The organism is Arenibacter echinorum (assembly GCF_003259375.1).
In the GTDB taxonomy this organism is placed as follows: Bacteria; Bacteroidota; Bacteroidia; order Flavobacteriales; family Flavobacteriaceae; genus Arenibacter; species Arenibacter echinorum.
In genome coordinates, this window is the sequence record NZ_QLLN01000007.1 from 80,258 (window position 1) to 100,093 (window position 19,836).

Annotated in this window: 14 protein-coding genes; 8 read left to right on the forward strand and 6 right to left on the reverse strand. The window is 36.9% G+C overall.

Annotated features, from left to right (window positions below; all coding sequences use genetic code 11):
• Nucleotides 1–23 precede the first annotated feature (23 nt).
• From LV92_RS17585 to LV92_RS17600, 4 genes are all read right to left on the reverse strand, one after another.
• Nucleotides 24–1,502, reverse strand: a complete 1,479-nt coding sequence (locus tag LV92_RS17585; protein ID WP_111624918.1) for an alpha-L-fucosidase — start codon at nt 1,500–1,502, stop codon at nt 24–26.
• Between the two features lie 384 nt (nt 1,503–1,886).
• Nucleotides 1,887–3,335, reverse strand: a complete 1,449-nt coding sequence (locus LV92_RS17590) for a RagB/SusD family nutrient uptake outer membrane protein (RefSeq protein ID WP_111624919.1) — start codon at nt 3,333–3,335, stop codon at nt 1,887–1,889.
• Nucleotides 3,336–3,346: 11 nt separating this feature from the next.
• Nucleotides 3,347–6,655: a SusC/RagA family TonB-linked outer membrane protein gene (locus tag LV92_RS17595; protein ID WP_170126354.1), complete on the reverse strand. Its 3,309-nt coding sequence runs from the start codon at nt 6,653–6,655 to the stop codon at nt 3,347–3,349.
• Between the two features lie 153 nt (nt 6,656–6,808).
• Complete coding sequence (locus LV92_RS17600; RefSeq protein ID WP_111624921.1) at nt 6,809–7,972, reverse strand: FecR family protein; 1,164 nt, start codon at nt 7,970–7,972, stop codon at nt 6,809–6,811.
• 121 nt (nt 7,973–8,093) lie between these two features.
• Here LV92_RS17600 and LV92_RS17605 point away from each other — a divergent pair, with 121 nt between their 5' ends.
• From LV92_RS17605 to LV92_RS17620, 5 genes are all read left to right on the forward strand, one after another.
• A complete protein-coding gene (locus LV92_RS17605) occupies nt 8,094–8,693 on the forward strand; it encodes an RNA polymerase sigma factor (protein ID WP_111624922.1) in 600 nt (199 codons plus the stop codon).
• 598 nt (nt 8,694–9,291) lie between these two features.
• Complete coding sequence (locus LV92_RS22095) at nt 9,292–9,423, forward strand: hypothetical protein (protein WP_262511305.1); 132 nt, start codon at nt 9,292–9,294, stop codon at nt 9,421–9,423.
• 362 nt (nt 9,424–9,785) lie between these two features.
• Nucleotides 9,786–11,114: an MBL fold metallo-hydrolase gene (locus LV92_RS17610; protein WP_111624923.1), complete on the forward strand. Its 1,329-nt coding sequence runs from the start codon at nt 9,786–9,788 to the stop codon at nt 11,112–11,114.
• A gap of 7 nt (nt 11,115–11,121) precedes the next feature.
• The gene (locus tag LV92_RS17615; protein ID WP_111625078.1) at nt 11,122–11,601 is read left to right on the forward strand and encodes a Dps family protein; all 480 of its coding nucleotides are present in this window, start codon (nt 11,122–11,124) and stop codon (nt 11,599–11,601) included.
• 226 nt (nt 11,602–11,827) lie between these two features.
• Nucleotides 11,828–12,463, forward strand: a complete 636-nt coding sequence (locus tag LV92_RS17620) for a class I SAM-dependent methyltransferase (protein WP_111624924.1) — start codon at nt 11,828–11,830, stop codon at nt 12,461–12,463.
• A gap of 12 nt (nt 12,464–12,475) precedes the next feature.
• Here the strand turns inward: LV92_RS17620 and LV92_RS22185 are convergent, their stop codons facing one another.
• Entirely contained in the window at nt 12,476–12,685 is a 210-nt protein-coding gene (locus tag LV92_RS22185; RefSeq protein WP_211323017.1) for an FAD-dependent oxidoreductase, read from the reverse strand.
• A gap of 450 nt (nt 12,686–13,135) precedes the next feature.
• Between LV92_RS22185 and LV92_RS17630 the strand changes: the two genes are divergently transcribed.
• From LV92_RS17630 to LV92_RS17640, 3 genes are read left to right on the forward strand one after another with little or no spacing between them, the layout of a single operon-like run.
• On the forward strand, nt 13,136–16,234 hold the full coding sequence (locus LV92_RS17630) for a hypothetical protein (RefSeq protein ID WP_111624925.1): 3,099 nt from the start codon (nt 13,136–13,138) through the stop codon (nt 16,232–16,234).
• Nucleotides 16,235–16,257: 23 nt separating this feature from the next.
• Complete coding sequence (locus LV92_RS17635) at nt 16,258–17,280, forward strand: hypothetical protein (protein WP_111624926.1); 1,023 nt, start codon at nt 16,258–16,260, stop codon at nt 17,278–17,280.
• Nucleotides 17,259–17,885: a DKNYY domain-containing protein gene (locus LV92_RS17640; RefSeq protein ID WP_111624927.1), complete on the forward strand. Its 627-nt coding sequence runs from the start codon at nt 17,259–17,261 to the stop codon at nt 17,883–17,885. Before LV92_RS17635 ends, LV92_RS17640 begins: the two co-directional genes overlap by 22 nt.
• A gap of 191 nt (nt 17,886–18,076) precedes the next feature.
• On the opposite strand, the gene LV92_RS17645 is transcribed toward LV92_RS17640, so the two are convergent.
• Complete coding sequence (locus tag LV92_RS17645; RefSeq protein ID WP_111624928.1) at nt 18,077–19,807, reverse strand: FAD-dependent oxidoreductase; 1,731 nt, start codon at nt 19,805–19,807, stop codon at nt 18,077–18,079.
• Nucleotides 19,808–19,836: the final 29 nt, after the last annotated feature.

The window sequence follows — 19,836 nt, forward strand, 5'->3', positions numbered from 1 at the left end:
CTTTATCATATAGTACAAAACTCCTATTTTCTCACTATGCTTTTAACCTCTTTCATCACTTCTAACGCTTTTTCACCAACCGTTCCATCCTGATAAATTCCTAAATTTACGGTAACAGCACCTCCGTTATTCATGCAATCTAATATGTACTTACTCAATTTTTGGGAGCTTAACCTCGGATTAGGCATTTCAGATTTCTGCTGTACCCAGTATGGTTCCATTATTAGTAGTGCTTGATAGGGTAGTTCCGGAGCCGGACCGTTTTGCATGTAACCATTGACTGGGATATCGATGGGGCTCGCTACCTCGCCAGCCCAATAATCCTGCCAAGGGGTTACGGATGGATAAATCCAAGAGTTCAGACATATAATTCTATTCTGGTTCCCTATTTTGGTGGCTTTATTGAATTGTTCAAATGGAACTTCAGGAAACTTTTCAAAAATTTGATACCAACTATCAAACCAATAACCTGCAATTTGTTGTTTGTAACGACTTCCCATTTCCTTTAATATATCTTGGAAATTATTTACGAAACTCTGTTGTTCATTATCTGTCAGAGTTTCTTTTTTAACATCAAGGTTAAATCCGAGAGGTCCGTTAATATAGCAAATCAATTCAACCCCTTTCCTTTTTAAGGCATCAGCCAATTCAGCGATTAAGTCTCTTTGAGTTGTTTGCCCTGGATGCACTTTTTCCCAAGATTTTATGGGAGCAGGACAATAAGACTCGGCATGGCCGATTGTAAAAATAACATAACCGGCTCCAGTATCTTCTACCATATCTGCGAACTTTGTCACATCGAATTCATTAACAGCCTCTTCATAACTTTTAATAGTGCCATCTTGTTGAACACTTTCAGATGTCCAGTGAAACATAAGTCCATAACCACTTTTAACAAGCCAATCAACACTTTCCCTTGAATTTAAAGCACGCAGATTTTCTTTCTCAATTCTTTTTTTTGCCGAAATAGGAACAAGTTCAATCGAACGAAAATCAAGTAAGATATGATCACCGGAAATTCCCTTGGTAGAAAATGACACTATTTGTTGCCCTTTGGTTAAAGAAATTTCAGATGTAAGTTCTAGTCTCTGAAAGTTTCTTCCGCCAAGGTAAGGTCCTTTGGTCGGTTTCAATTTAAAGTTCATATCCCCCCCTGTGGTCTTAAACAAAATATCAGTATTTTCACCTTCCTTTCGGACATTAGCAATAAGATATAATTCGTAAGTCCCATTTGATGGAACATTAATATCCCATGCCAATTCGAAATTTCCTTTACATTCCATGTTATTTCCTCCTACGATTTTTAACTCACCTTTTACCGTAGACGCCTCTGTACAGTATAAAAAAGTGCTTTTATCGTCCTTGAGCTGAATAGAAGATCTTAGCTCATCTAAGGAAAAATGATTATTTTTTTTGGGCAATCCGATTGCAATAACTTGCTCTGATCCAAAAGAAAAAATTAAGTATAAAGTCAATAAATTTAGTTTGATAAATATTTTCATGGTTCTTTAAATATTAAAATAATTTTATAAGTGCTTTTCTGAAATTAGGGCATAAGAGTTCTATTATTACGAAAGAGCATAATTATTACGCGTGTAAGGTTCTTAAGAAGAATATTCCATTATAACAATCTAATAAATGTGCTTAAAATCCTAATTACCATAAAGATGAATTAATCATTTTACGGCAACATAAAACCTAAACTTGAGATAATGGTAAGTAATTAATTATGTCATCATCCTTTTTTAGGACAAGCTAATTTTCCTAAAGTAAATAATGATGATACTTGTTTTCCTGATTAAAAGTGGCGATAAAAAATCGCCACTTTTATTTAATGTAACTATCCAAAACGAACTGATATAATTTCGTCTTAGATGGTAGCTATCCTAATTTCCACCATAGGAAGGATTCTGATCTATATTATTGTTCGAAATCTCAAAATCAGGAATAAGCCATGTGTTATTATAGGGACCAATAGGCACAACCAATTCCGTGCCTCTAGCAGCTTGCACTAAATCAAAAGATTGTGTCCTCTTTAAATCAAACCAGGCACTGCCTTCAAGATGAAGCTCCCATTTCCTCTCCATTAAAACCGCATCCCGGAAATCTTCTTGACTTAGTCCGGACAGATCAGGTACATTCAACGGATCAGCATTATCTATTCTCGCACGTTCCCTAACTTTGTTGATATATTCATAAGCAGCAGCTGGGCCATTCATTTCATTTTCTGCTTCAGCTGCTATAAGGTACATTTCGGCTAAGCGAAGTATGGGGATTGTATAATCAAGAGTGCTGCTTGTTTCTGCAGGGCTTAATTCATCTTCAAAGAATTGTTCGTCAATAAATTTATTGTAATACGTGCGACTTACAATTTCATTTCCCTTCGCATTTGTGTAACCATCTTTAATCCCCCATTCCATACGCCTATCTCCAATGGCGAAACTATTGATAAATGCTTCTGTTGGCAACATTGTGGCGGTCTGGTTTCCAGTTGGCGCAGTGTTTTGATGTAAAGGGTTACCAACATTAGGAGGCGAAACCAAGGCTTCCCATATTGTTTCGGAGGTGTAACGATTGTTATGAAAAACTTGGGCATAATCCCCTAACAATTGAAATTTATCAGATGTAATTACCTCAACGGCCTTAGTTTTTGCCAATGAATAGTTTGCGGTAATATTAAGTGGATACCCTGCCGTTGTTAAATAAACCTTGGCCAATAACCCTGTAGCTGCTGATTTATAAACACGTCCTTCGTCCACGGCATCATCGGGTAAATTAGATTCGGCAAAAATAAGATCATTAATAATTAAATCATAAATGTCGTTTTGAGATGACTTTTCCTTTTGGATTTCATCTAAAGAACGTACAGGTTCTGTTCGTAAAGGAATATCACCATATAATTGAACTAGCTGGAAATACGCGTATGCCCTCAAACATTTTGCTTCGGCTTCAATCCCAGCTTCAACAGCCGCTTCCAATTCAATATTCTCCAACCCTGCCAAAACCAAATTGGCATTATTTATAATTGCATATGGATAACTCCAGTTCTGCCTTATTGGCCAGAAATTTGCCGATGGATTATTTTGCCAGATATCTCCTGTTTGCTCTGCCGATTCCGGAAAATCACTGTAATCCGCAAAAACTTCTTGTAAATTCTTTTGTAAACCTATATTCCTAACATCTACATAAAGCCCCATTAGCGCGGCATTGAAATCAGCTTCTGACTTATAAAAATTAACTGACGATATAAATGTTTTTGGTTCTTCCTCCAGAATGTCGGAACATGCTGTAAAGAAAAGAGAAAACACACATAATAATATGATTAAATTTTTCATGTTATTTTAATTTAAAAGGTTATTTGGATTCCACCAGTTATTGTTTTGGAGGATGCGTACACCCCACGATCCCAACCATTGACTGCAGATGAGGTCCAAGAGGCCTCAGGATCATAATGTGGGTATTTTGTTATGGTTAGTAGATTGCTTCCACTAACATAAACAGTAATGTTCGCTAGGTTTATTTTTTCGCTAATGCTCTTGGGAATATTATAAGCCAATTTTATATCTTTTAACCTAAGATAAGACCCATCTTCAACCCACAAAGAACTTGGTGAACCAAAAGTGATATTGTCTGTTGCAGATGAAGACGCAGTGGCATAAGTACCTGTAGAACCAGGACCAGTCCATCTATTGTCCCAGGATTCCTGTGTAACGTTCCACTTTCCTCCCAAGGCTGTATAATACTTGTTAAATTCGTTTACTATATCGTTCCCATAACTCCCAACGATCAAAAAGCTTAATTCAAAATTTTTATACCTTATTTCATTGTTCATACCAAAAACAAGCTTTGGCTCAAGATGCGTTAATAACTTCTGATCTTGTCCATTTATAATCCCATCATCATTAATATCTACAATCCTATAATCTCCGGCTTTTTTACCTGGTTCTAATACAGCTGCTTCGGCATCTGTTTGATAAATGCCATCAAGTTCATAACCGAATAATTGGAAAGGAGCATTATCTTTAAATAACGGAAACCAGTTGCCTCCAGCTATTGGGCTATCAATACGCTCAATAACATTTCCATTATTATCCTTTCCTAAATCAACAACTTTACTTCTGTTGAAAGACATATTTATGGAACTATTCCATTTTACAGCACCCTCTAAATTCTTATAAGAAAGATCAAATTCCAATCCTTTATTTTCAATTTCTCCAACGTTTCGAGTAGAGGAACTATATCCGGAGGAGGGTGGCAAAGTTGCATTGTACAACAAATCCGTTGTTTTTTTATGGTAATAATCTAAAACAAAATTAAATCTGCTGTCCAAAAATGAAAGATCTATACCTACATCCGTTTGGGTAGTTGTTTCCCATTTTAAATTCTCGTTGGAGAAACCGGAAGCAACAAAGCCAACTGACTCTCCACTACCGAATACGGCCGTATTCGTGGTTAACCTATCCAGGGTTTGATAAGGAGATATAGCTTGATTACCAACTTGCCCGATACTAGTACGTAATTTAAGGCTATTGACCCATGTTACATTATCCATAAAGCTTTCTTCTGAAACTCTCCATGCAAAAGCTGCCGACGGAAAAAAAGCATATTTATTGTTTATACCAAATTTTGATGAACCATCATATCGCCCAGTGGCTGTAAATAAGTACCTATCCTTAAATGTATAATTTAATCGGCCTAAATATGAAAGTAGCTTAGAGTCCAAGTAACCCGTAGATAATGGCACTGTATTAATTGCAGATTGCATGTTATTGTTTTCGAATACATCGCTAACAAAACCGGAATACCTGCCTGAATTCATAAAGTCTGTAACTTCCTCTTGGTATGAAAAACCAGCCATCGCAGAAAGTCGATTATCGTCATTAAAAGATTTAGTATAATTCAAGATATTTTCATTTACCAGCCTGTAAAAATTGCTTTTATTTTTCCATGCCTGCCCTCCGCTTGGACCACTACCGGAAAGTTTCATCGAATTATATTGATCATAGCTAGCATTATTTACGTCAACCCCAGCAGTCACTTTCAACATCAAACCATCAATAATCTTATAATCAACAGCGATATTTGATACAACTCTATATTTTGAAGTGGCACTTTTACTCAATTGAGAATAACCCACGGGATTTGTCCCTCCCCATGGCGTACCCGTAAATTTTGTATAATTTCCTGATTCATCGAATATAGGAGTAGTTGGCGCCATTACAATTGCCTGAAAAGGAATAGCTCCCCAGCCGTCTGCGGCAAAATTACTCGTATTGTCAATAGAGCGGTTAAAACCAATGTTAGCTTGTACACTTAGCTTTTCACTTAATTTTAGATCACCATTTAATCTTAATCCAATACGGTTATAATCAGAGCCTTTAAGAATACCTTCCTGATTCATGTAATTTACGGAGCTATAAAACTTCGCATTCTCATTTCCACCAGATGCCGTTAGCTGATGACTTTGCCATAATGCGTTCCTATAGGCAAGGTCTTGCCAGTCATTATTTGGTAAAGCCGCAATTTCTGAAGGACTTAAAACAGTGCCTCCTTCTTTAACAGCAATTTCATTTTGCATGGCCACATAATCTGTTTTATCCAAAAGGTCGATTTTCTTTCTTAAACTCTGAACCCCATAATAACCGTGATAATTAATTGTTCCCTTGCCTTCTTTGCCTCTTCTTGTAGTAATAAGCACAACTCCATTGGAACCTCTGGAACCATAAATTGCGGTCGCTGATGCATCTTTTAAAATTTCCATTGAAGAAATATCCTCAGGATTAAAATCTGCCCCCAATCCTTCAACTGGCAATCCATCAACCACGTATAAAGGATCATTACCCCCAGACAAGGAATTTCCTCCTCGAATGCGAATAATTACCTCATCCCCAGGCCGCCCCGATTTTTGAGTCACCCTGACCCCTGCAGCTTTTCCTTGAATGGCCCTTGCCGAACTTGTGGGTTGCCCTTGAGTGATTTGATCTGATGAAATGGAGACAATTGAACCCGTTAAATCACTTTTTCGCATGCTACCGTATCCTATTACAACTACCTCGTCCAATCCGGCTGCACTTTCCACTAAACCAACCGAAATATTAGTCTGTCCATTAAGTGGTACCTCCTTGTTTGCAAAACCGACATATGAAACCACTAAAACGGCATTTTCGTTCTCCACAGAAATTGAAAAATTACCATCAAAATCAGCTTGTGTTCCATTTGTAGTGCCTTTTTCAAGAATATTTGCCCCTGGCAACGGGGTACCGTCATTATCCCTTATCGTACCACTCACTTGAAATTGCAATTTCTTATCCAAAATCTTATCTGAACTACGTTCAGAAGAATCCACTGAACCTTTTTTAACTACAATAGTGGAGCCATCTGTGAAGTTGTAAGTAAAACTTAAAGGCGACAGTGTTTTATCCAATAAATCCCCTGCCTTAATCACTCCCTTCTTGAGTTGGATATTCGGTGCGGCTTTGAGCAAGTCGTGTCGATAGATAAACTTATAATCGGTCTGCTTGTTGATTAGCCGAAAGACCTGTTTAACATTCAAGGTCACATCTGACTCGACAATAATCTCTGCATTTTGGCCTGTCCCCTTGATAGGGTTTAGTGCTAATGAAATCGAACAAAATAGAAAAATTATGGATTTCATAATTAGGTGTAAGAAAACTTTGCCAAATAGGCAAGGTGGTCGGTTGATTAATTTAATTTTCATAAATTTGTGATGGTTTAGTTAAACATTGTTTTAATTGACCTACTGGGAAAAAGGCTATTGCTGTGGAAGGTGCTGGCCTTTTCCTTTTTTTTATTTAATGTAAATTGTTTTATCGTTAATTTCAAATTCTAATTGACCCTCACTGGTGGCCTCAATAAGATTAAGAATATCTTCTACCGCTTTGGTTCTTTCCAATATTCCTGTAAAAACAAATTTCTTTTGTTTGGCATTCTCAAAAATAACCTCGGTATCATACCATCTTGAAAGGACTGTCAATATTTCCTCCAAGGGTTTTTCATTAAAGGAAAACAAACCTTTCACCCATGAGATTTCCTGGGAGACATCTATTTCTTGAATGTCTATATTATCACTTTCATGACTAATTTTTGCTTGTTGATTGGGCGCCAAGGTTTCACTTACCTCCCCTTTTTTGATTCTAATTTTCCCCTCTACCAAGGTAGTGGCCATAATTTGATCATTGTTATAGGCCTTAATATTAAACTCAGTACCAAGCACATCTATTTCTTGAGATTTCGTAAGCACATTAAATGCGGCTCCCTTGTGATCTTTACTTGGTGACACCTTAAAATAGGCCTCGCCATATAACAGTTCCACCTTGCGGGTAAGACCGTCCTTAAAAGTTACCGGATATTTTAATTTGGTTTCAGAATTTAACCAAACTTCCGTACCATCAGATAACTGGACAAAGAACTGACCTCCCCTTGGTATAGTCAAGTAATTATAAGACTGTTCTTTTTCGACAACATCACTTTGCTCTTTTTCGGCATATACCAATTCTTCCCCATTGCTACTGACTTTCCCTGTTTCAAATTTTTTCCCTTTTTCCAGAGCAACTTCATCTCCATTTTCAAGAGTAAGAATGGCCTTATCGGTACCCGCTATAATTAATTGAGGCTGCTTTTGAACTTCAGTCCGGTTTACTGTGTTAGTGGTATGCAACAGATAAAAGGCCATTCCCAACATCAACATTACTGAGGCAGCTACTCCCATTCTCTTATATAGGTTTGTCCTTTTTATGCGCTTTTCATTTTTCAGCCTGGTTTTGATGGTCTCCTTGGCCTTATTAACATCGTATTCTTTCATGGAAAGTGTACTTAGGTATTGTGTTTTAACATAACTATTGAAGATTTGTATGCCCTCCTCATTCTTAAGTAGACCTTCCAATTTTTCCAACTCGGAATGATTTGCTTCTTGATTTAGAAACTTAACGATTATTTTTTCTGATTTGGTCATTTGAATTATCAACACTTATAAACCTAATACGTGCTATTTTTTAATACCCCTCTAATTTTTTGCAATTATTTTTAGATATTTACTAATATTGTGTTCCAATATTCAGAATAACCTAATTTAAATGGACAGTAAAAGAAACTTATTTTTAGCTCAAAGATTAATTTCCGGTGACTCAAAAGCCTATGATTTCTTAATGGAATTTTATTACCAAAGTTTGTGCGCCTATGCACAATCTTTGTGCTATGATCATGCCTTGGCCGAAGATATTGTTCAAAACGTATTTGTAAAGCTCTGGGTAAAGAGAATAAAAATAAATCCAGACTTATCCATCAAGAGTTATTTGTATAAGTCCGTCTATAATGAGTTTATTGATCAATACAGAAAGAATAAACCCGTAATATATCTGGAGAAAAAATATTTTGAGGCTATTGACCTGGTGATTGACATAGAACCGGAAGAATTGGGAGACTTAATAAAATTAATGAATGCCGAAATCGAGAATTTACCTGCAAAATGTAGGGAAATATTTTTAATGAATAAAATGGAAGGCCTTACCCATACCGAAATCTCCGAATACCTTAATATCTCCTTAAAAACAGTTGAAGGCCATATTACCCGTGCATTTAAAATTCTTACCGAAAAACTGGGCACTAAAATGGAAGCTGTGCTTTTTTTACTTTTTAATTTCAATAAACAAAAGAGACAGTCGTCCTTGAGATAAAGTAATTTAATTTTGCCTGGCTGCGTGGAAGGATTATTGAATTATTCCTATTTCACTATTATTAAAGTTGCGTTTAATCTATTTTTCGATTCCCTCAAATTCTTCAATGGGAAACAAAAAGTTATTCCATAAATTTCTTGGTTTATGTTCATATTTTACCTTAAATTGTAGAAAATATTTATTGTTTAACCAGAGTACACGGTCCGTACAGGGTTTTACAGTTTTTTGACTTAGATAGAAAATATTTTGGGTGATATATAGTATTTGTTGGTTTTTTGACCAAACTCATAACCCGAAGGTCACTGGTTCGAGTCCAGTTCCCCAACAACTTTTAAGTTTAACACCACGTTAATTCTAGCCTGCTCTTACCAATAATATCAATTGACACTTCTCATAAATCCAAGAATTTCCCAGAAAACATACTCTTATTGGTACGAATCAATTTATTAATCGATTCTGATAATTTCAAAAATGGTTTGTTTCTACTTTTATACTATAAAGACATCCTTGTGGCATAACATAAAGATATTAGTAAGCAGCAGATTTATATAACAGTCTATTGAACAGATCAATTCCATTGAATTAAAATAAAAGTACCATGCAAAAAATATTTAGGGCACTCTTGGCCGGCTGGGGAGCCAAAAAAATAGGGGGAGGAAAATGTGGATGCATAGGTGCCATCATTGTATTTCTGATCCTATATTGGCTTTTGGGGTACGTTTTCAACTAAGACTATTCACTTTATGGATGTTACCAATTAAAAAGTGCCCTGCCCAAGTCGTAGGAAGGTACTTTTTAGATTGCTCTGGTCGAAAAGGTTGTTCCAACCAATTATTTATACATTTTTTTGCAAGGCCATTGGGCAACTATCCCTTATCTATAGATGAGACTAAGGCTTTGCCGTAATGCTCCGGAATCATTTTAAATTGCTTGACCCAAAGCATCCAGGAAGAAAAATCCTTTAATTGCAATGAACTGTTCCAGAAGATTCGAAAATGAACACCCTTTTTAAAATTGAAGCTTATGTATCATAGGTTACAGCCCACCACTTAGCTTTTTTATAATTTAGTACAGAATTTAAGAGGAATAAAAATGAAGGTAAAACAATTTGAATATAAGCCCTTGTCCCATTATTCTTATGCTGTGGTCAGCAATGGTGAAATGGCAATCATTGACCCGGAACGCAACCCGATGCAGTATTATGCATTTGCCAAAGTGAACAAGGCAAAGATAGTTGCGGTGGTCGAAACCCATCCCCATGCCGATTTTGTAAGTTCACATTTGCAGATTCACAATGAAACCGGAGCCATCATTTATAATAGTGAGAAATTAGGCGCGGAATACCCTTATACCCCTTTTGATGAAGGCCACAGTATCAAAATAGGAAATGCTACCCTAAATGCCATAAATACGCCCGGTCATTCACCGGACAGCATTACCGTAGTTGCCACGCAAAGGGATGAGACCGTCTTATTCACGGGCGACACTTTGTTTATTGGTGATGTTGGGCGACCAGATTTGAGGGAGAAAGCAGGGAATATCAAGGCAAAACGCCAGGAACTTGCCGAAGCTATGTATCACACCATCCAACATAAGTTTACAGAGCTACCGGATAGTGCCGTAGTATATCCCGCTCACGGAGCCGGTTCATTATGTGGAAAGAGTTTAAGTGAAGCCAACAGCAGTACTTTGGGCAATGAACGAATGGGAAATTGGGCATTTAAGAAACAGACACAAGATCAATTCGTAGAAAAACTACTCGATAGCCAACCGTTTATCCCATCATATTTCGGATTTAACGTAGATATTAACAAATCAGGTGGAGCCAATCTAAGGACAGCTATTGCAGCAGTGCCTTTTAAGATGAATACTTCTTTAGATAGACTCATCGTTGACGTACGTAACGAAATCGAATTTAAAAAAGGATTCCTAAAGGGAAGCATCAATATTCCAGCAACTTCCGAAGATTCAAGGTTTGAGACTTGGCTGGGTGCCATCGTGGAGCCCAAGGAGAAATTTAGTTTGGTTATTGACAGTCCAGAAGATTTGGACCACATTTTAAACCGCGTGGCAAAAATTGGCTACGAAAATCAACTGCAAGCGGTAGTGACCCTTCCGGAAGGGAATTTGATAAAACTGCCACAGATCGATATAAATGATTTTAGGAACAATCCCAAAAAATACACTATACTGGACGTTCGTAACCAAAGCGAAGTAGAAGAAGAAAAATTCTTTGAAAACGCCCTTTCCCACCCACTCAATGAATTGAGGAAAACGGCAAATAAAATCCCTACAGACAAGCCAATAGTTGTGCATTGTGCCGGTGGATATAGAAGTGCCGTTGGCAGCAGCATATTGACCAAGGAATTGAAAGACATCCAAGTATTAGATCTTGGGGAACAAATTAATGAATTTAAATAATAACATCATGGCGAACACAAATTTGAACATAATTGGACTAAACGAAAAAAGCTCTATTAAAACGGCAGAGAAATTAAATGAACTTTTAGCCAACTATCAGATATTCTATATGAATCTGAGAGGGTACCATTGGAATATACAGGGGAAGAAATTTTTTGAACTTCATTTAAAATTTGAAGAACTATACAACAATGCCCTGTTAAAAGTGGATGAAATTGCAGAACGAATACTTACTTTGGGTCAATCCCCATTTCATACCTTTCACAAATATTTAGAGAATGCCAAAATAAAGTCGGTCGAGAATGTTGCCGATGGTGAAATTGCCATTGAAAATATTCTTAAGGCATTGAAAATACTATTGGAGGAGGAAAGATCCATATTAAAAATTGCGGCCGATGCCAGCGATGAGGGCACGGTAGCACTGATGAGCGAATATATCGTAGAACAGGAAAAACTAGCCTGGATGTTTTCCGCTTATAAAAGTTAACAAAAATCACAGTCTTCCATAATTTTTAAGAGAGAGGGCCATTTGTAAAAAGTGGCTCATTTCTCTTTTTTAAGTAATAATCCAGATAAAAACAATCTCAACGTCAATCCCGATTGAAGTATAAATTGCGAAAATATATTGTTTGTGTTTAATGCCTTAACTGATTAGCGAATTTCCAAAGTATCAAATTTTTAACAAGGGTATAAGAAGATTTATTTAGAAATATATGAAAGATCAACCAAAAGATTTTTGGAACGAACGCTACAATGCTACGGAATATGTTTATGGCACCTCGCCAAACCATTTCTTGAAAGAGCAGCTAGGCCTTTCTAAACCCGGCAATATCCTTTTGCCGGCCGAGGGCGAAGGGCGTAACGCGGTATATGCAGTAAAACAAGGTTGGAACGTGACGGCTTTTGACAGTAGCGGTAACGCTAAAAAGAAGGCCCTAAAATTGGCAGGGAACGAAAATGTAAAAATAAATTACCAAGTAAGTGATGTCCTAAAATTCACGACCGAGGAACGGTTTGATGTGTTGGCCCTTATATATGCCCATTTCCCAAAAAACATACGCCAACAGGCACACCAACATTTACTTCAATTTTTAAAGCCCAATGGCAAAGTCTTCTTCGAGGCTTTTGCGAAAGAGCAGTTAAAAAACAGTTCGGGCGGACCTAAAACAAAAGAAATGTTATTTTCCGTCGAGGAAATCCAGGAAGAATTTTCGGGATTAAAATTTGAGTTTTTGGAACAGCGATCAATCCTACTTGACGAAGGTGAATTCCATAAGGGAGAAGCGGAAGTGATTAGGTTTGTGGCCACAAAGAACGAGCAGAAACAACTGCAATCAAATGTTAAGTAATCTCCCTTTCTTTCACATTTTCTCATAAGGCCAATGGGTATCTACCCCCTGACTTCGAATGAGGCTTTGAAATTTTCGCACCGCAGCGGAATCCTTATAAACCTCTTGGGGGCTTCTGCCCAATTCCATTAAAAAAGGCACAAACATTCCTATGGCCTCACCTATACTCCATTCTACAGGATGCAGCCTATAACATCCGTTTGTAAGGTGGGTGGTTCCAATATTTTTATTATCTGGGGTTCATAAAACATATATAGTAATTAATTATGATTATGGAGGAAGGGTTAATTAAAGCAAGGAATACTTTATTATTTATCTGGTCGTAATCTGCTAAAGTTAAAAAAATTGTATTTAACTCTCCGATAGGAGTTTAAGCCATTGAATAATCAAATAATATTGAAATTTAACCCGACCACACATTTTTCTTACACATTCATACAGATTTTACCTTTAGTAATTTAAGATTTCTTACATTTATTAAGGAATACTTGTACACGTAAATAATTCTTTAGTCCCGAAATATTAGCCCCCCATAATAAGTGACTTCCCCCAGCATTTTAATTTCAATAAAATTAATAACTATTCACTCTTACTATTGACACTGCTAAATGACTTTTAAAAGCATAAACACTTAGTAGTTGTCGTGAACATATTAATATAAATCTTAAAATCATGGAGCCATTATTCAAATTCGTTCTACACAGACCAGCTGTTAAAATTCAAGACGATTCCATTATTGAATTAACACAAAAATCAAATTTTCAAATAGATTTAGCCAAAGCAATAGGCAAAAAAAACACTAGAGATCTGCTTAAAACTGTATCCACTGAGTATGTAAAATCAAAATCTTTCATCAAATCAACGTCAGATCTGAAAATATTAAGTAAGCTTCTCTTATTTCAAGCTGCTCTTGACCAGCTCTCCAATAAAAGCAATATCCCTTCAGATGCCATAAAAGATGCAATAAAAGATGCATTTGGTGCTACAGCCTCTACTGTAGTAAAAGATAATGATTATATAGAAGCAATAAAAAACCTCAAGGATAGCATTATTGCTATTAAATACTTGCCCGAGCAACATGATAAACCAATCGAAGATTTAACCAATGCTCTAAGAGATTTAGAAATAATTAACCTATTTGTGTCCGATCCAAATTATTTACAAACCGCGGCACAACTAAAAAAAAATAGGGAACGAGTACTTCGACTTCCGACCCAAGCAGAATTAAAAAGCATTTTGGGTCAAAATGAAGAAGAAATAAAAAAACAAAAAGAAGCAGAACAAAAAAAACAAGATGAAATAAGGAAAAGCATTCAGAATAAAGCTGAATTGTATGGCAAATTACAATATGCCATCAAAGAAATCATGAATATTGATCACACCAATCTAGAAACAACCTCTCAAAAAGCCAATAAGGGATTTCTTCCTCCTAAAGAAGTTAGACCACTGAATGTGTTTATGGATAATGTTCATAAATTAAATTCTTTGGGGCAATTACAGGTATTAAATGCCAAAACCCAAATTGAAAGAGGAGTAAATTTGCAAGATGCCTTTCATATAAAATCCCCAATTGCAGAGAAGTCGACCCCTGAGACTAAGCCTCAAAGGCAATTTTTTACCGGTGTGGACGACTTCAAGCCAATTAACATGACCTCTACACTTTTCAAGTTCAAAACTGGGACCGAGAAAATGCTTTCCACATCATCTTTAAATCTTCTAAAAGAAAGAAAATTAAGCATTACCGAAATGGGTATAGATAAAGTAGTGGTAAAATTAAAATTTGAAATGGAGGAGTTGTCAAGCGAATTGGAAATTTCTACCCAATCCCAAAAAATAAATTCATTAAGCCGCATCGGAAATATAATCGTAAAAACATCTGTACCCACAAAATCGATGTGGGGTTATCTACCTCTCCATCAAGATTTCAATCTTAAGGATTTTTTTATGTTAGATGATAGAATACCAAAAACTAAAGGTAAAGCATCGCCTTCAGGAGTGGCAGATCTACTGATAGTGAAACAACAATTAAAATCCTATGAGGGCCGGGATGTTGCCCATATAGAAAATATATTAAAAGGTGAATTAAAATCTAGGGAACACAGAAGATTCAATCAGACCATAAATGATACTTTTATTGAAACAGAAAAGATTCAGACCGAAGAAAGAGAATTAGAAAGCACTGACCGATTTGAGTTAAGTAGAGAAACGAGTAAAACGATTGAACAAGAAGCCTCTCTAAAGGCTGGACTATCAGTATCAGGAACTTACGGCCCTACCGTCAGCTTTTCGGCAAGTGCAGAAGGCTCATTGAGCACCTCAAAAGAAGAAGCCACTAAGACTGCCGCTACTTTTAGTAAGAGCGTGACCCAAAGGAGTGTTGAAAAACTTACGGAAAGAATTTTACAATCTAACCGGATAATTATTACAACAGAAATTGAAGAAAAAAATATACATGAACTAGACAATAAAGCTGGAACGGGGCACATATCTGGCGTCTACCAATGGGTCGAAAAAGTCTATGAAGCACAAATGTATAATTATGGTTTAAGGATGATGTACGATTTTATGTTACCTGAACCGGGAGCCTATATCGTAGAGTCCATGCAAACTGCACATGCAAGCAAATTGATGATTGAGAAACCAATAGATTTTACGTTAAACCCCAATCAAATCAATGAAACCAACTATAATTTTTGGATTCACGCTTATGGCGCCACTGGAATTGTACCACCTCCAGAAGAATATATTACAAAGTCTTTGGACTACAGTGCTGGTGGTGGTGACGATAAAACCGATTATTATCATTCAGGTATTGTACAGATTGATGAAGGATATCAGGCTATTCAGGCATCAGTTGGTGCTGTTTGTAATCAATGGAGCGGCAATCGTGTTGTAGACATGGTTGTTGGAAGAAGAACACACCGATTTGTTGAAGGGGATTGGCTTTGGATTACTAATTTGAATAATGAAACAGAAAGTATTCCATTAGCTTTTAAAACAAATGATGTTTCCGATATAGCGGTGGCCTTTGAGATCAAATGTCTAAGAACCAGCAGAGCGTACAAAAAATGGCAGCTGGAAACTCATGGGAAACTAATGGAATCATATAAGGTGAAATTGGCTGATTATGAAGAACGCCTTGCCGCCGCAGAATTAAACGCCGGTGTTGAAATTAAAGGCAAGAACCCCACCTTAAATCTAGAAATAATGAAGGATGAATTAAAGAAAAATTGTGTTGCTATTTTAACGAATCAGCACTTTGATTTATTCAATTCCATTGAGAATGGCATTAATGGATTGCCACAAGTTAATTTATATGAAAATGAAGCCGAAGGCCCTTATGTACGTTTTTTTGAACAGGCTTTTGAATGGGAACATATCACTTGGCTTACATATCCTTATTTCTGGGGTAGAAAAAGCAAATGGGAAGAGAGAATAGCCTATGATGATCCAGACCCCCTTTTTAATCAATTTATTAAAGCGGGTTACTGTAGAGCAGTTGTTCCGGTGAGACCCGGATTCGAAGGGGCATTGGACCATTTTTTGACATTTGGCGAAATCTGGAATGGTGGCCCGTTGCCAGCAATTTCAAGTGATCTGTACTTACCGATAGCCGATGAAATCGCAGAAAGATTGGACCGTCCAGGAGATGAAATTCCACAGGGTGATCCATGGGAAGTGAGAATTCCAACCAATCTGGTTAAATTAAGAGCAGATGATTCTTTGCCCACCTGGAAAAAAGACGCTACCGGAAATTGGATTGAACAATAGATAACTCTTTTTACTATTTTCCCATGGCAAATGTTATTATTGATTTTTGCAAAGAATACGAAAACCTGCCGTTGAATACCCAGTTTTTATTGAAATTTAAATTGGATGGCACTTATAAATGGATTGGAGGCACTATGCACGTAGTGTCGTTAACCTGTTCCAACCGTTCCGTGACATTATCCACCAAAATAGTAATGGTAGAAGATGCATGGGCTTTTAAAACTTTTATTCAGTCCAAAAGTGCAGGCCCTGCCACTTTGGAAATCAGCGTAGACGGAATTGTAAAGAAAAAAGTTTTATTCAAATTTCATGAAAATAAGGATGTATTTAATAAGGCTAAAAACGATTTGCTTGTATCTGAATTAAAATATGTCGCTCCCGAAGTTAATAAAGAACCTCGTATAGCGGAATATTCGGGTAACTATTGTATGGCAGCATCGGAAAGAGGGCTATCGGAACTCTTAGGCGATATTACACATTTTTATGCTGTTGAAAGAACTACTCATAAGCGTAAAAACAAGGTTAGTTTTTCTGGTAAATCCGCAGTTGACAGAGGCAAATACTTCCAAAAAAAGGGCTTTACGTCTGCATATCACGCCTTCAACGGATATAGGGTAAACAACGTTAACAAAGATTTGATTTATAATGCCAGTGATGATAATGATGCGAAGGTTCAATATGGCATAGTAAAATATGATATAATTGAATTTAATGCAACCGGTAAAAGCGCACTAACCAAAATTTTTGAAGACGATTTACGAAACAAAGAATTGGGTTTTCATATATATTACTTTACTGTTACTGATGGTTTTCATACATTGGTATTGATCATTAATAAATTTTCAGACCCATGCAATCCAACTTATGAAATTTGGGATCAACATGGATTAAGTAGTTCTCATGGGCCGATGACGGATATTGCGGAGGGAATCAGGCGGCAAACTAGTTGGACTTTCGCCAATTCTTGCTTAAACAGATATATAAAAAAGAAAACTCAACACATCGATTCAACCACAACTTTTTTATGGAAAATAAAGCAAAAATAATAACGCTACTTTCCTTAATAATATTGGCTATTAATTTAACATGTAATAATAGGACCCAAAGAAACAATTTACTTTGTAGTCGGGGAGAAAATGGAAAATGGTCTATTATTCTGGAAGAAGATGTTTTAATAGATATGGTATATGTTGACAACAAAGCCATCGCTATTGATAAAACCATTGATTGCAAAACATTTAATTATTTATTTAAGTTTAGTGAAGATTCTTTAAAACTTAACAACACATATTATACACACAATCCACCAAAAAATTATTTTAAAGACAAAAACTTTATTTACTTTTTGATGTGTGCCACTCCTGAAAACTGTCAATTAGTAAAAAAATGTTCCGTTAATGAATATGAATTGATGGGGGGTGAATATATAAAAATATATCGAAATGTATATTGGCAAGGACACAAAATCCATAATGCAGATGCTAATACGTTTAATACCATGAATGTCATTCAAGATAAATCGGAGTGGGAGTTGACTGTAGGGTTTGACAAAAATTTTATATACAATCAGGCAAGTGTCATGTCCAAAAAAAGATTTGAATCTTTATATTGGATAAATAAAGATTCATTAAGATTATATTACCATTATTAATTTCAATTGACCATATTAATATAGACCTGTTGGCCAATACCAATTGGGTCCTAATAAGTATTAGAATTAATGAATCTCCAGTGGATCAAAGTAAAAAAGGAACAACAGTTTAACATCGTTCATTTTTAAACTCTACTAACTTAATTCAAACTTTTAATTATTGGGCAAAGGCAAAAACACACCCTATCCCTTTACATTTTTTCATAAGGCCAATGGGTATCTACCCCCTGACTACGAATGAGGCTTTGAAATTTTCGCACCGCAGCGGAATCCTTATAAACCTCTTGGGGGCTTCTGCCCAATTCCATTAAAAAAGGCACAAACATTCCTATGGCCTCACCTATACTCCATTCTACAGGATGCAGCCTATAACATCCGTTTGTAAGGTGGGTGGTTCCAATATTTTTATTTACCGGAAATATATTTTCCATCCTTTGCGGAATTAGGGCTCCCAATGGAATCTGAAAGGGAAGGGAGGCAAAGTCGATATAATTATCCCCGCCACTACTTGGATGCAGATCTATATGATAATATCCTATCCCCACACTATCCTCAAAATATTTGGCCCTGGCCTCAGCCTCCGAAACTCCTTGGATAGCTGCTCTTTGGGTTTTTCCCACATGATGTTCGGTGATCCTAAATAAAGGCTTTATTCTTCTAGCCTCCCTTATATAAGGATATTTCGCAAGTCCGTCATTGGTTCCCATGACATCTGGCCTCAATCTAATTCCCGGCCACCCTTTTCCGCCATCAGCCCTGGGGGCTTCCGTTTGCAGCCAATACAAGAGGGACAGACTTAATTGTTTGGCCCTGTTAATATGATATTTTAGCTCCTCATCACTTACATCGACCACATTGCCTAAAAAATAATCGTTCTGGGGATAATTCACTAGGGTGATATCACCTTGAAAAAAACCCTCTTCAAAATTATCCTTGGCCAATATTCTGCGATAATTCCATAGGTTCAACACCTCCCCCAAGCTATTTCCCCTGGGATCGAACCCTAAATTCTTTGGCAAGAGGGTGCGTGGGTTGGAATAATTGAGCTCCAATAATTTCCCCGCCCATGGCGATTTCATTTCGGGTCTAAAGTCGCGCCAAAACCCATACTCTTCGGGTTTTTCTATAGTCCAATCCTCATTCGGCCTGTAGTCCATTGCAAAACAGACGGTAAAGGCCTGATTATTTGTAGGATCTGCTATTTCTGTCGCATGTAGTTCTCCTGTATCCGATTTGGCTTCGGCACCGGTAACATACTCTGTACCAGTCATGGGCAATAAATCGCCTAATTCTGTTGCGTCCGCAAAGAAAGGTGCCTCTAAATTCCTTTTCTCCCCTGTGGAAAGGTTTATAACCCTTACCGATTGCACTTTGTTCCCCTTGGTAGAGGCGTCCAAAGCCATTGTTTCCCTTAATAGGACCAGTTTACCGGCACTGATATACGGATCGAACATGGTTTCCAACACCCGTAACGATATTTTGGGCTCATGGCTAATTTCCGAAACACTGGCATTCCCAGGATTAAACCTCTCGTTATTGACATACTGTTCTTTTATTGGATAATTATTGCGATAATATTCCCTAACTTTTTTTCTAAACTCCCTATATAACGCGGTAGCACCAAAATCATTGATCCATTTATGCTCATCAGGGGGTACGCCCTGTTGCGTTAATTGACCGCCAATCCAATCTGTTTCCTCGGTCATTATTACCGTTAAGCCGTTGCGAAGCGCCCCATAGGCTGTGGCACAACCACCCGTTCCCCCACCGATTATTACAAGATCTGCTTTTAAGGCCCTTCCTTCTATAATTATACTATCGACTTTTTTAGAATGCTTTTTTCCTTGGGATGCATAAATGGGGTTTAGGACCAACAACCCCGTACCTGCGGCCAAATTGCCAAAAAAATTTCTTCTTTTCATAGGAAACAAATTACGAAAATACCTTCACT

Coding starts and splice junctions, on each gene's coding strand:
- LV92_RS17595 (WP_170126354.1), bottom strand. CDS start 6,655: ATGAAATCCATAATTTTTCTATTTTGTTCGATTTCATTAGCACTAAAC.
- LV92_RS17635 (WP_111624926.1), top strand. CDS start 16,258: ATGGCAAATGTTATTATTGATTTTTGCAAAGAATACGAAAACCTGCCG.
- LV92_RS17620 (WP_111624924.1), top strand. CDS start 11,828: ATGAAAGATCAACCAAAAGATTTTTGGAACGAACGCTACAATGCTACG.
- LV92_RS22095 (WP_262511305.1), top strand. CDS start 9,292: ATGCAAAAAATATTTAGGGCACTCTTGGCCGGCTGGGGAGCCAAAAAA.
- LV92_RS17610 (WP_111624923.1), top strand. CDS start 9,786: ATGAAGGTAAAACAATTTGAATATAAGCCCTTGTCCCATTATTCTTAT.
- LV92_RS17640 (WP_111624927.1), top strand. CDS start 17,259: ATGGAAAATAAAGCAAAAATAATAACGCTACTTTCCTTAATAATATTG.
- LV92_RS17600 (WP_111624921.1), bottom strand. CDS start 7,972: ATGACCAAATCAGAAAAAATAATCGTTAAGTTTCTAAATCAAGAAGCA.
- LV92_RS17630 (WP_111624925.1), top strand. CDS start 13,136: ATGGAGCCATTATTCAAATTCGTTCTACACAGACCAGCTGTTAAAATT.
- LV92_RS17590 (WP_111624919.1), bottom strand. CDS start 3,335: ATGAAAAATTTAATCATATTATTATGTGTGTTTTCTCTTTTCTTTACA.
- LV92_RS17645 (WP_111624928.1), bottom strand. CDS start 19,807: ATGAAAAGAAGAAATTTTTTTGGCAATTTGGCCGCAGGTACGGGGTTG.
- LV92_RS17605 (WP_111624922.1), top strand. CDS start 8,094: ATGGACAGTAAAAGAAACTTATTTTTAGCTCAAAGATTAATTTCCGGT.
- LV92_RS17615 (WP_111625078.1), top strand. CDS start 11,122: ATGGCGAACACAAATTTGAACATAATTGGACTAAACGAAAAAAGCTCT.
- LV92_RS17585 (WP_111624918.1), bottom strand. CDS start 1,502: ATGAAAATATTTATCAAACTAAATTTATTGACTTTATACTTAATTTTT.